The organism is Microbacterium sp. T3-8 (assembly GCF_055398145.1).
Map to the genome: position 1 here is coordinate 1425182 of NZ_AP027918.1, position 12128 is coordinate 1437309.

Below are 12128 nucleotides of genomic sequence, written 5' to 3' on the forward strand. Positions count from 1 at the left end.
GGATCGAAGACGCTCCACATCACTTTTCCCCCTGAACAAGGAGCACATCAGTGGCACTGATCGAGGCTGTAGGCGCACGTGAGATTCTCGACTCGCGCGGAAACCCGACCGTCGAGGTGGAGGTGCTCCTCGACGACGGCATCGTCCAGCGTGCCGCCGTTCCCTCCGGTGCCTCCACGGGTGCGTTCGAGGCGTACGAGCTGCGCGACGGAGACAAGAGCCGCTACGGCGGCAAGGGCGTGCTGAAGGCCGTCGAGGCCATCATCGACGAGCTCGGCCCGGCCCTCGAGGGTGTCGAGGCGAGCGAGCAGCGCATCGTCGACGAGATCCTCATCGAGGTCGACGGCACCGAGAACAAGAAGCGCGTCGGCGCGAACGCCATCCTCGGCGTCAGCCTCGCCGTGGCGAAGGCCGCCGCCGACTCGGCCGACCTGCCGCTGTTCCGCTACCTCGGCGGACCGAACGCTCATGTCCTGCCCGTCCCGCTGTTCAATGTCATCAACGGCGGCGAGCACGCCGACAACGGCATCGACATGCAGGAGTTCTTCCTCGCGCCGATCGGTGCCGAGACCTACTCGGAGTCCCTGCGCTGGGGCGTCGAGACCTACCACGTGCTGCGCAGCGAGCTGAAGGCCGCCGGCTACGCGACGGGCCTCGGCGACGAGGGCGGCTTCGCCCCCGACCTGCCCAGCAACCGCGAGGGCCTCGACTTCCTCGTCAAGGCGATCGAGAAGGCCGGCTTCACGCCGGGCCGCGACATCGCGCTCGGCCTCGACGTCGCCGCGACCGAGTTCTTCACCGACGGCGTCTACCGCCTCGACAACAAGGACTGGGACGCCGAGGCGCTCACCGAGTACTACGTCGGCCTCGTCAACGACTTCCCGATCGTCACGATCGAGGACGCCCTCGCCGAGGACGACTGGGACAACTGGAAGCACCTCACCGAGGCGCTCGGCTCGAAGGTGCAGCTCGTCGGCGACGACCTGTTCGTGACGAACCCTGCCCGTCTCGCCGACGGCATCAAGCGCGGTGTCGCCAACTCGCTGCTGGTCAAGGTCAACCAGATCGGAACGCTCACCGAGACGTTCGACGCGGTCAGCCTCGCGCAGCGCTCGGGCTACACGGCGATGCTCTCGCACCGTTCGGGCGAGACCGAGGACACCACGATCGCCGACCTGGTCGTCGCGACGAACGCGGGTCAGATCAAGGCGGGTGCGCCTGCTCGCAGCGAGCGCGTCGCGAAGTACAATCAGCTTCTGCGCATCGAAGAGGAACTGGGCGATGCGGCGGTCTTCGCCGGCCGCTCGGCGTTCCCGCGCTACCAGGGCTGATCGCAGCTGAGACATCGACGAAGGAGGAGCCGTGGTACGACGACCGGCTCCTCCTTCGGCGTCTCCGGGGCAGTCCGCGACGGCATCCGGAAAGGCTTCCGTGACCACGCCCGCGTCGCGCCGTCGTCGCGGGGCCGAGGCGAAGGTCGACGTGCGGGAGTGGGCCGCCGGCATCCGTCTCTCGGCGTTCTCGGTCATCATGCTGTCGCTCGTGGTGCTGGGTGCCTGGGTGCTCGTGCCGACGCTCGGCACGTTCATCGACCAGCGGCAGAAGATCGCTGCCCTCGAGGCTTCGGTGCAGGTCAGCGAGGAGCAGATCGCCGAACTCGAGCAGGAGCGCGAACGCTGGGACGACCCGGCGTACATCACGACGCAGGCGCGTGAGCGCCTCTACTACGTCAAGCCCGGCGAGGTCGTCTTCCTCATCGACAACGACCTCGACGCCACCGACCTCCCGCGCGAGCAGGAGCCGGTGAGCGACACGCTCGAAGAGAAGCCGGCCGACTGGATGCCGCAACTCCTGCGCACCCTGGTGTCGAGCGGTCTGAGCGACACCGCCGCCGTCTCGCAGTGACCGGCGCTCCGAGCATCCTCTCGGCAGCCTCCCCTACGCTGGTGGGGTGACCACGCCGCCTTTCCCCGCGCCCACCGCCGCCGAGCTCGCCGTCGTGTCGGCCCAGCTCGGGCGCCCCGTCCGCGGAGTCGTCGGCATCGCCGCGCGCTGTGCCTGCGGCAACCCGACGGTCGTCTCCACGACGCCCCGCCTGCCCGACGGAACCCCGTTCCCGACTTTCTACTACCTGACGCATCCGGCGGCGACGGCCGCGATGTCGACGCTCGAGGCCACGCAGGTGATGCCCGAGCTCGCCGCGCTCCTCGAGACCGATGACGACGTGGCCGCCGGCTACCTCGCCGCGCACCGGGCGTATCTCGCCGACCGTGCGCAGTTCGGCGAGGTCGCCGAGATCGACGGGATCTCCGCCGGGGGAATGCCGACGCGCGTGAAGTGCCTGCACGCACTGGCCGGGCACGCGCTCGCGGCAGGCCCGGGAGTCAACCCGATCGGCGATCTCGCCCTCGCCCTCTCGAGCTGGTCGCCCGAGGTGTGCCGCTGCGATGCGCCCGGAGCGGCGCTCCGCGACGAGACGGATCCGTCGGCGTGACGGTCCGGCGGACGCTGCGCACCACCGCCGCGGCGGCGCTGGTGGCGGTGTCCGTCCTGCTCCTGGGCGCGACGGCGACCCCCACTCCGACTCCGGGGCCGGGCACCGGTCCCGTGCCCGACGATCCCTCCGATCCGGTGCGGGCGCAGGAGTACTGGCTCGACGGCGCACGGATTCGCGAAGCCTGGCAGACGACGCGTGGAGAAGGCGTCACGATCGCGGTGATCGACACCGGCATCGGCAAGGTGCCCGAGGCCTTCGGCGACGCGGTCATCGGCGGCACCGACGTGTCGGGAACCGGATCGCCCGACGGCCGCACCGCGTTGGGCGCGGTCGACGGCAACCACGGCTCCTGGGTCGCGTCGCTCGCGGCCGCCCGAGGTGCCGCCGACGGCACCGGCATGATCGGGGTCGCCCCCGAAGCGAACCTCCTGTCGATATCGGTCGGCTTCGGGGCCGCGGCCGCCGTGCCCTTCAGCGAGCAGGTCGCCGAGGCGATGCGCTGGGCGGTCGATCACGGCGCCGACGTGATCAACCTCTCCTTCACCACGAACACGCTCGACTGGGACGAGAGCTGGGACGACGCGTTCCTCTACGCCTTCGACCACGATGTCGTCGTGGTGGTCGCCGCCGGCAACCGGGGGAGCGGCACGAGCATCATCGGTGCTCCCGCGACCATCCCGGGCGTGCTCACGGTCGGCGGCGTCGACCAGACCGGCACGGCCAGCGTCGAGGCGTCGACGCAGGGCATCACGATCGGCATCTCGGCACCGAGCGAGGGGCTGCTGGGCATCTCGGCCGACGGCAAGCTCGCCTCCTGGAACGGCACCAGCGGCGCAGCACCGATCGTCGCGGGCATCGCCGCGCTGATCCGTTCGGCCCACCCCGACATCCAGGCCATCGATGTGATCAACCGCATCATCAAGACCGCGATCCCGGTGCCCGGTGTCACCGAGGTCCCCGATCCGCTCTACGGATACGGACTCGTGGATGCCGCGGCGGCGATCTCGGCCGATCTCCCCTCGGTCGACAAGAACCCGATGGGAGATCTCGCCGAGTGGGTGCGGCTCTATCGCCGGGCCGCGGCGGCCGATCCCGAGCCGGAACCCGAGGCGACGCCGGTCGAGGTTCCCCCGCTCCCCGCCGCCGACGCACCGACCGAACCGGGTTCCCCGCTCCTTCCCAGCGCCGATTCACTGCGCTACGGTACCCTGCCGCTCGTCGCACTCACAGTCCCTGGTATCCTGGTGGGGCTTGGCGTCACCGCAGCTGCCCGGCGCATCCGATCGGCGCGCGTTCGACGTACGCCACATTCCTGACTCCGAGGAGTTGTCCCCCTGTGCCTCAGAACAGCACTGTGCCCAAGATTCTGATCGTCGGTGGAGGCTACGCAGGCTTCTACAGCGCATGGAAGCTCGAGAAGCACCTGCGCAAGGGCGAAGCCGACGTCACCATGGTCGACCCGCTGCCGTACATGACGTACCAGCCGTTCCTGCCCGAGGTCGCTGCAGGTTCGATCGAGGCGCGTCACTCGGTCGTCGCGCACCGTCGCCACCTCAAGCGCACGAACGTGATCACCGCCAAGGTGACGAACATCAACCACGCCGAGAAGGTCGCCACGATCACGCCGCCGTCGGGTGAGCCGTACGAGTTCGCCTACGACCAGATCGTCGTCACCGCCGGGGCCGTGTCGCGCACGTTCCCGATCCCGGGCATCGCCGACAACGCGATCGGCCTCAAGACGATCGAAGAGGCCGTCGCGATCCGCGACCGCGTCATGTCGAACTTCGACAAGGCCGCGTCGCTGCCCGCCGGCCCCGAGCGCGACCGCCTGCTGACCGTCGTCGTCGTCGGTGGCGGGTTCGCCGGCATCGAGGTGTTCGCCGAGCTGCGCTCGCTCGCCTCGTCCCTCGTCGGCAAGTACCCGCAGCTGAGCTTCGAGGACACCCACTTCCACCTCATCGAGGCGATGGGCCGCATCATGCCCGAGGTCTCGCTGCCGACCAGCGAGTGGGTGCTCAAGGACCTCGCCAAGCGCGGCGCCAACGTGCACCTCGACACGCAGCTCACGAGCGCGGTCGACGGCAACGTCGAGCTGTCGACCGGTGAGGTCATTCCGACCGACGTGATCGTCTGGACCGCCGGTGTCATGGCGAACCCGACCGTCGTGCGCGGCGGCGACCTGCCCGTCGAGGAGCGCGGCCGCATCCAGACCCGCGCTGACCTGCGCGTCGGAACCCCGGAGGCCTTCGTCGAGGGCGCCTGGGCCGCCGGTGACGTCTCGGCCGTCCCCGACCTCTCGGGCGGTGGCGTCGGCGGCTTCTGCGTGCCGAACGCGCAGCACGCCGTGCGTCAGGCCAAGCTGCTCGCGAAGAACCTCGTGGCCGTCCTCCGTGGTGAGGACCCCAAGGAGTACTTCCACAAGAACCTGGGTGCCGTCGCCGGTCTCGGCCTCTACAACGGTGTGTTCCAGTCCGGGAAGATCGCGCTCAAGGGCTTCGTCGCCTGGGTCGCGCACCGTGGCTACCACGGGCTCGCGATGCCGACGTGGGAGCGCAAGTGGCGCGTGCTGTGGGGCTGGTGGAACAACCTGTGGCTCGGCCGCGACATCGTGAACCTGCAGACCGTGCAGAACCCGCGCTATGTCTTCGAAGAGTTCGCCGCTCGTCCGCGTCCGGCCGCTCCGGCCGCAGCGCCCGCCGCCGAGACGGCTCCGGCCAAGACGGATGCCGCAGCCGAGAAGGGCGAGAAGGCTCCGGCTGACAAGGCTCCGGCCGACAAGGCTCCGGCGAAGAAGGCTCCGGCCAAGAAGCCCGCCGCGAAGAAGCCGGCTGCCGAGAAGGCCGCCGAGCCCGCCGCAGCGAAGTAATCCGCGTCATCGAACGCCCCGACTCCCGCCCGGAGTCGGGGCGTTCGTGCGTCAGCCAGTATTCGCACGGGGCTCATAGGTGCGATCGCTACTCTCGGGCATGCAAGGGGAGTACTCCCGTCTGCGGTGGTGTCGTCATTACGGACATGTCGATGTGTCCCGGCCCACCGGCCCCGTCCGGGGTGGAGGAGACCTGGCGTCCGCCGTCGCGGACAGCCGTGGATCCCTCGTCTCCTCCCGTCGTGGTTCCCGTGGTCGTCCGCACACGACCCGAAGGAATCGCATCATGGGAAAGCTCTCCCGCCTCATCGGAATGGCCACGCAGGCGCTCGACCTCGACTCCGGTGATCGCCGCCGGGATCAGGCCGCGCCGCAGACCGCGGCTCCGCGACAGCCGGCGCGCGGCCACGACCCCTACTCGCCGCCGCCCGCGCCGGGAGCGTATGCCGCCGCTCCGCGCGCCGGCGCCGCGGCCTCCGATGCCGACCGTGCGGCGATCGCGCGCTACGACTACCTGATGCAGACCGCCGACCCGCAGCGCATCGAGCAGATGCACCGTGAGGCGTTCGAGCGCCTCACGCCGGCGCAGCGTGCGCAGATCGAGGACCGCATGCGCGCGGAGCTCCCTCCGCACGAGCGCCCGGCGTCCGCGTCGGCCGACAACCTCGCCCGGGCGGCCGGCCGCGCCGAGGCGGCGAAGCCCGGACGGATGCGGGGGCTGCTCTCGCGCGTGCGCGGCGGCGGACGCGGGCTCGGCGCGGCGGGTGCCGTCGGTGGCGCAGCGGTCGGTGTGCTCGGGGCGGTCGCGGGCGGGGCGGTGCTCAGCACCGTCGCCGGCCCGCTGCTCGACCAGGCGGCGAGCCTGGGCGTCGACTTCACGGCTCTCGCCGAGGGCGTCGACCTCGAGGCGATCGCAGCGGGCATCGACGTCGAAGGCTTCGCGGGCGCGGCCGAGGGCGTCGTCGGTTCGGCCGGCGAGGCGGTCAGCGGGCTGGGCGAGACGGCGAGCGGCTGGGGCGACAAGCTCGGGGAGCTCGGGCTTCCCGACATCCGCGATCTCTTCGGGCGGTGATCCGCGACCACGAGGAGTGCCCCCGCTGGGACTCGAACCCAGACTGAAGCGATTTTAAGTCGCCTGCCTCTGCCATTGGGCTACGGGGGCCTCGTCGTGGCCAGCCTATCGAAGCCTTCGCGTGCGATCCGGTCCCGCGATCCGTGACCCTGAGTCCGAGAAGCCGTAGGGTGGGGGAGTGCTCGACCTCACAGCCGAACTGAGCCCCGATCCGCACCGCACCGGGGTGTCTCCCGAGTGGGAGGACCCCGCGAGGTACTGGCCGCGCCTGTCGGCCGCGACCGCGCATCTGCCGGCCCCCGTGGCCGTGATCGATCGCGACGCGCTCCGCTACAACGCGATGGACATGCTCGTCCGCGCGGGGGGTCTGCCGATCCGGGTCGCGTCGAAGTCGGTGCGCGTGCGCGCCGTGCTCGACGCGGTGCTGGCTCTTCCGGGCTACCGGGGCATCCTCGCCTTCACGCTCGCCGAGGCGCTGTGGCTGGCCGAGACGCACGACGACATCGTCATCGGCTATCCCACGGTCGACCGGGTCGCACTCGCGCGACTCTTCGCCGACGAGCAGGCGGCCCGGCGCGTCACCCTGATGGTCGATGACCCTGCGCACCTCGATTTCATCGACAGCGTCGCCGGTCCCGGTCGTCGGCCGGAGGTCCGCGTCGCGATCGACGTCGATGCGTCGTGGCGCTCGGCCCTGCTCGGTCACATCGGGGTTCGCCGCTCGGCCCTCTTCAGTGCGGGTGAGGTCGCGGCGTTCGCCCGCGAAGTGGCGGCACGCCCCGGGTTCCGGCTGGTCGGTTTGCAGATGTACGACGCCCAGATCGCTGGGCAGGGCGACGACGCAGGGTCGGATGCTCCGCTCATCCGTCTCGTCCAGGCGCGTTCCCGGGCCGAGCTGCGGGAGCGGCGGGCCGCCATCGTCTCGGCGGTCGCCGAGGTCGCCCATCTCGACTTCCTCAACGGCGGCGGCACGGGTTCGCTCGAGTTCACGGCGAGTGACGAATCGCTCACCGAGGCGAGCGCCGGGAGCGGTCTTCTCGGAGGCCACCTCTTCGACGGGTACCGCTCGTTCCGACCCGCTCCGGCATCCGCGTTCGCGTTCGATGTCGTGCGACGCCCCGCCGCCGACATCGCCACCGTTCTCGGCGGGGGATGGATCGCGTCGGGTCCGCCCGTCGCCTCCCGTCAGCCCCGACCGGTGTGGCCGGAGGGTCTGCGCACCCTGCCGCGCGAAGCCGCGGGCGAGGTGCAGACGCCGTTGCAGGGCCCGGCTGCCGCCTTGCTCGGTGTCGGCGACCGCGTCTGGTTCCGGCACGCGAAGAGCGGCGAACCGGCGGAGCGCATCGATCGCTATCAGCTCGTCTCGGGCGACGAGATCGTCGACGAGCTGCCCACCTATCGCGGCGAAGGAAAGGCGTTCCTGTGACGAGAATCGGCGGCACCTGGCAGAACTGGGGGCGGTCGGCATCCGTCAAGCCCGTCCGTGTCGAGCGCCCGCGCACGCCCGAAGGGGTGCAGCGCGCCGTCGTGGCCGCCGCCTCGCAGGGGCTGACGATCAAGGCCGTCGGCGCCGGGCACAGTTTCACCGGGATCGCGGTCGCCCCGGGCGTGCTGCTCGAGCTCGACGATCTGCAGGGCCTGGTGTCGGCGGACGCCACGACCGGCCGCGTGACCCTGCTCGCCGGCACTCGTCTGCACCGCATCCCCGGTCTGCTCGCCCCGTTCGGCCTCGCGATGGAGAACCTGGGCGACATCGACCGGCAGTCGATCTCCGGGGCGATCTCCACGGGAACGCACGGCACGGGTACCGGTTTCGGGGGACTCGCAACGCAGGTCGTCGGCGTCACACTGGTGACCGCCGCGGGAGAGTTCCTCCGGGTCGACGACGAGCAGAACAGCGATCTGCTTCCGGCCGTCGCTCTCGGACTCGGAGCCCTCGGGATCCTCGTCGAGGTGACGCTGCAGTGCGTTCCCGCCTTCGTACTGCACGCCGTCGATGCGCCCGCCCCGCTCGCAGATGTGCTCGCGACGCTCCACGATCGCGCGGCGGCATCGGATCACTTCGAGTTCTACTGGTTCCCGCACACCGACGTCGCGCTCACGAAGCGGCAGACCCGTCTCGACGAGTCGGCAGTGCGCAAGCCGCTCCCTCTCTTCGGCAAGTGGGTCGACGAGTCGCTGCTCTCGAACGGCGTCTACCGCGCGGTGTGCGCCGCGGGCCAGGTGGTGCCCGCGGTCACGCCCCCGTTCAGCCGCCTCGCCGTCAAGCTCACGGGCGATCGGGAGTACACCGACCGCTCGCACCGGGTGCTCACGCAGTCGCGCAACGTGCGCTTCCGCGAGATGGAGTACGCCGTGCCGGCGGAGCGGATCGTTCCGGTGTTCCGCGCCGTGCAGGCGCTGATCGCCCAGCGCGGATGGCGCATCGAGTTCCCGCTCGAGGTGCGGTTCGCGGCGGAGGACGACCGCTGGTTGTCGACGGCCTACGGGAGAGCCAGCGCCTACATCGCCGTGCACCGCTACTGGCGGGCCGACCCCACGGAGTACTTCGAGGCGGTCGAGCAGATCATGCACGAGCACGGCGGGCGGCCGCACTGGGGGAAGCTGCACACACTGAACGCCGATCAGCTGCGTGAGCGGTATCCCCGATTCGACGATTTCGTCGCGCTGCGCGACCGGCTCGACCCCGATCGGCTCTTCCGCAATCGGTATCTCGATCGCGTTCTCGGAGCCTGAACGCATTCACAGGTCCGAGACGCGTCATGCCCAGTCCACGTGCAGGCGCGGTGGATAGGATGAGAGAAACACGAGGAAGGGTGGGCCTCTGATGGAATGGCTCGTGCCGGTACTGATCATCGTCGGCGTGATTCTGCTGGTCGGCATCTATCTGTGGGCCACGTACAACTCGCTGGTTCAGTTGAACGTCCGCGTCGATGAGGCATGGAGCGGCATCACCGTCCAGCTCAAGCGTCGAGCCGACCTCATCCCCAACCTCATCGAGACCGTCAAGGGCTATGCCTCGCACGAGAAGGCCGTCTTCGAGAACGTGACCCGTGCGCGCGCCGAGACGCTCTCCGCGAGCGGGCCCGGTGCGGCCGGCATCGCCGAGGGCCACCTGCAGCAGGCATTGCGCAGCCTGTTCGCCGTCGCCGAGGCGTACCCGCAGCTGCAGGCCAGCACGAACTTCCTCCAGGTGCAGCAGGCTCTCGTCGACACCGAAGACAAGATCCAGGCTGCGCGCCGGTTCTACAACGGCGGTGTGCGCGAGCTCAACACCAAGATCAAGGTTTTCCCGAACAACCTCTTCGCCAAGGGCCTGGGATTCACCGAGCGCGAGTTCTTCGAGGTCGCTGACAGCGGAGCGATCTCCGAGCCGCCGCGCGTCCAGTTCTGATCGCGTTCCGCATCCCGCTTTCGTGAATGACCCTCACCACACGGTGAGGGTCATCTCGTTTCCGGCGAACGTCACGTCTCCCCGCACCGCCCAGTCCTCGCTGCGATAGGTGGTCGTGCGCGAACCGCCGTCGCGGGCGGTGCCGGTGAGGGTCGCCACGAGCTCCCCCCCGCTCGCGGTGAAGCTCGCGCCGTCGTCGGCGAGCATCACGGTCGGCATCGTGTCGATGCGGAATGCGACGTCGTCGACCGTGCGGAACTCGGTGCCCCAGGGGATGCGGATGCCGCAGCCGTCGGCTGGGAGGGCCGTTTCCGCCGCGCATGCCTCGAGGAGCTCGTCGAGTCGCTGCTGCGCCGCTTCCGTCGCCTCGGGCCGCAGCGACGTCTCGACCTCGACGTCGTCGGCCGCGCCCGGAAGCGCCACGACGTCGGTCGACCCCGACAGGTACGCGGTCGGTGCGGCCGCGATCGTGTAGACGGCGGGGACGAGGAAGAGCGCCTCGGAGGCATCGAGCACCGTGCCTTCGATCGCAACGGCCGTACCCGCCGAGGTCGAGACCGTCACCTCGGCGAGACCCGATCCGTCCGGGACCCACCGACCGTCGGAACGGGTGAGAGCGAGGTCGGCGTCGTGCTCGGCATCACCCAGCACGAACGACACGTGCGCCACCGCGCTCGATCCCATCTCCTCCACCGAGACCACGGTGGCCTCGGAGACGAGCGAATGCGCGCCGTCGAACGCCTGGAGCGCCTCGTCCGAGACGTCGATCCCGGTGGCCTGCACCGCCGCGGCGTCGCCGGACTCGAGCGCCCGGAGATACGCGTGCGCGGCCTCGTCGGCCGAGCCCGCCCGCGACTGCGCCTGCCAGATCACGATGCCCGCACCGACGAGGAGCACGGCGACGATCGCGGCGACGAGCCATACCCAGGGCCGAGTGCTCCTGCGTCGTGGGCTCGGGTGCGGATCCGTCGTACTGCGCTCGGTCATCCGTCAGCCTCCCGAGCGTGAACGTGCCGGCGAACGTCGCCGCCGAGGGCGTGCAGCGCTCCGTGGATCGCGTCGGACGCGTCGCCCCAGCCCGACACCGATACGTGCTCGAGCCGCTGCCAGGCGGCGGCGAGAGCGAGTTCGCGGGCGATCGGTTCGGCGTCTTCGGGTCGAGCCTGCGGCTCCCACCAGGCCGACTGCACCTGCAGCGTGGACGTGGAACGGTCGGCCTTGAGATCGACGCGGGCCACGATGCGGTCGCCGACGAGCACGGGCAACGAGTAGTAGCCGTAGCGACGTTTCTCGGCCGGGACGTAGATCTCGATGCGGTAGTCGAGGTCGAAGGTGCGCAGCGCTCGATCGCGGAACCACACGACGGGATCGAACGGGGTGAGCAGAGCGGCGCTCCCGAGGGCGCGGGGCAGGACGCTGTCCCGATGCCGCCAGGCGGGGAGGGGGCGCCCGCCGCGCTCCCATCCGCGAACCCGTACGGGGAGGAGCTCCCCGGCATCCGAGAGATCGGCGATCGCCTGGGAGACCGCAGCGCGGTCGCGGATGCGGTAGTAGTCGGCGAGATCGGACTGCGTCGCGACGCCGGACGAACGTGCGGCGCGGCGCACGAGCTCGCGGATCGCATCGGAGCGGGGAATCGTCCGGGCGCGCACATCGGCGGGGATCACGTGCTCGGCAAGCGCGTAGGTGCGCTCGAATCCCTTGCGACCGCTGATCGCCACGTCGCCCGTGCGCCAGAGGTGCTCGAGGGCGAGTTTGACGTCGTCCCAGTCCCACCACGTCCCTCGCTCGCGCGGTGCATCTTCGCGCAGGTCCACCGGCCGCAGCGGGCCGCGGGCGCGCAATTCATCCTGCACCCAGGTCAGGGTGCGCGCGTTCTGGCTCATCCAGGACTCGTCGCCCGCCCAGCGTCGGCGGAAGTCGTTCATCCGGAACTGCCAGAGCGGCCAGTCCTCGATCGGGATGAACGTCGCCTCGTGGGCGAGGTACTCGACGTAGTGAGTGGTGCGTGAGAGGAACACGCGGTCGAGGAGGGCCGGCTCGTAGGCGCCCAAACGGGAGAACAGGGGCATGTAGTGCGACCGGGCGAAGACGTTGACGGAGTCGATCTGCAGCACACCGAGTCGCTCCATCGCCCGGTGCACGTGTCGCGAGGAGACGCCTTTCGGGCGCGCACGTGTGAACCCCTGAGCGGCGAGGGCGATGCGTCGCGCATGAGCGGGGCTGAGGGTTTCGGTCACGTCGGAAAGCGTAGCCCCGGCCGCCGACATCGCGGGCTCGTGACCGGCCGCCGAAGGAT

General features: G+C 70.3%; 11 protein-coding genes and 1 tRNA gene. 9 read left to right on the forward strand and 3 right to left on the reverse strand.

Annotation, left to right across the window (positions count from 1 at the left end; genetic code table 11):
* Window positions 1-50 precede the first annotated feature (50 nt).
* The 6 genes from eno to ACZ5Y9_RS06695 all read left to right on the forward strand — a co-directional run bounded on the left by eno (window position 51) and on the right by ACZ5Y9_RS06695 (window position 6435).
* Window positions 51-1331: a phosphopyruvate hydratase gene (eno, locus tag ACZ5Y9_RS06670; RefSeq protein WP_247623030.1), complete on the forward strand. Its 1281-nt coding sequence runs from the start codon at window positions 51-53 to the stop codon at window positions 1329-1331.
* 100 nt (window positions 1332-1431) lie between these two features.
* Window positions 1432-1905, forward strand: a complete 474-nt coding sequence (locus tag ACZ5Y9_RS06675; protein WP_464472619.1) for an FtsB family cell division protein — start codon at window positions 1432-1434, stop codon at window positions 1903-1905.
* 46 nt (window positions 1906-1951) lie between these two features.
* Complete coding sequence (locus ACZ5Y9_RS06680) at window positions 1952-2494, forward strand: DUF501 domain-containing protein (RefSeq protein WP_464472620.1); 543 nt, start codon at window positions 1952-1954, stop codon at window positions 2492-2494.
* On the forward strand, window positions 2491-3813 hold the full coding sequence (locus ACZ5Y9_RS06685) for a S8 family serine peptidase (RefSeq protein ID WP_247623027.1): 1323 nt from the start codon (window positions 2491-2493) through the stop codon (window positions 3811-3813). Before ACZ5Y9_RS06680 ends, ACZ5Y9_RS06685 begins: the two co-directional genes overlap by 4 nt.
* Window positions 3814-3851: 38 nt before the next feature.
* On the forward strand, window positions 3852-5363 hold the full coding sequence (locus ACZ5Y9_RS06690; RefSeq protein WP_247623026.1) for an NAD(P)/FAD-dependent oxidoreductase: 1512 nt from the start codon (window positions 3852-3854) through the stop codon (window positions 5361-5363).
* 286 nt (window positions 5364-5649) lie between these two features.
* Complete coding sequence (locus ACZ5Y9_RS06695; RefSeq protein WP_464472621.1) at window positions 5650-6435, forward strand: cation-transporting ATPase; 786 nt, start codon at window positions 5650-5652, stop codon at window positions 6433-6435.
* 17 nt (window positions 6436-6452) lie between these two features.
* Here ACZ5Y9_RS06695 and ACZ5Y9_RS06700 read toward each other — a convergent pair.
* A tRNA-Leu gene (locus ACZ5Y9_RS06700) sits at window positions 6453-6525 on the reverse strand.
* Window positions 6526-6613: 88 nt separating this feature from the next.
* Here ACZ5Y9_RS06700 and ACZ5Y9_RS06705 point away from each other — a divergent pair.
* The 3 genes from ACZ5Y9_RS06705 to ACZ5Y9_RS06715 all read left to right on the forward strand — a co-directional run bounded on the left by ACZ5Y9_RS06705 (window position 6614) and on the right by ACZ5Y9_RS06715 (window position 9829).
* A complete protein-coding gene (locus ACZ5Y9_RS06705; protein ID WP_464472622.1) occupies window positions 6614-7861 on the forward strand; it encodes an alanine racemase in 1248 nt (415 codons plus the stop codon).
* Entirely contained in the window at window positions 7858-9171 is a 1314-nt protein-coding gene (locus tag ACZ5Y9_RS06710) for a D-arabinono-1,4-lactone oxidase (RefSeq protein WP_247632622.1), read from the forward strand. Before ACZ5Y9_RS06705 ends, ACZ5Y9_RS06710 begins: the two co-directional genes overlap by 4 nt.
* 91 nt (window positions 9172-9262) lie before the next feature.
* Window positions 9263-9829 carry a LemA family protein gene (locus ACZ5Y9_RS06715; protein WP_247623022.1) on the forward strand — a complete coding sequence of 189 codons (567 nt, stop codon included), beginning with the start codon at window positions 9263-9265 and terminating at the stop codon, window positions 9827-9829.
* A gap of 33 nt (window positions 9830-9862) precedes the next feature.
* Here ACZ5Y9_RS06715 and ACZ5Y9_RS06720 read toward each other — a convergent pair whose 3' ends face one another.
* Together ACZ5Y9_RS06720 and ACZ5Y9_RS06725 are read right to left on the reverse strand one after the other, a co-directional pair.
* Complete coding sequence (locus ACZ5Y9_RS06720; RefSeq protein WP_247623021.1) at window positions 9863-10816, reverse strand: hypothetical protein; 954 nt, start codon at window positions 10814-10816, stop codon at window positions 9863-9865.
* Window positions 10813-12069, reverse strand: a complete 1257-nt coding sequence (locus ACZ5Y9_RS06725) for a winged helix-turn-helix domain-containing protein (RefSeq protein ID WP_247623020.1) — start codon at window positions 12067-12069, stop codon at window positions 10813-10815. The genes ACZ5Y9_RS06720 and ACZ5Y9_RS06725 overlap by 4 nt, the downstream gene beginning before the upstream one ends.
* Between the last annotated feature and the right edge of the window lie 59 nt (window positions 12070-12128).

Excerpts from the sequence above, each read along its gene's own strand:
- ACZ5Y9_RS06720 (WP_247623021.1), bottom strand. The coding sequence starts at position 10,816 with ATGACCGAGCGCAGTACGACGGATCCGCACCCGAGCCCACGACGCAGG.
- ACZ5Y9_RS06695 (WP_464472621.1), top strand. The coding sequence starts at position 5,650 with ATGGGAAAGCTCTCCCGCCTCATCGGAATGGCCACGCAGGCGCTCGAC.
- ACZ5Y9_RS06715 (WP_247623022.1), top strand. The coding sequence starts at position 9,263 with ATGGAATGGCTCGTGCCGGTACTGATCATCGTCGGCGTGATTCTGCTG.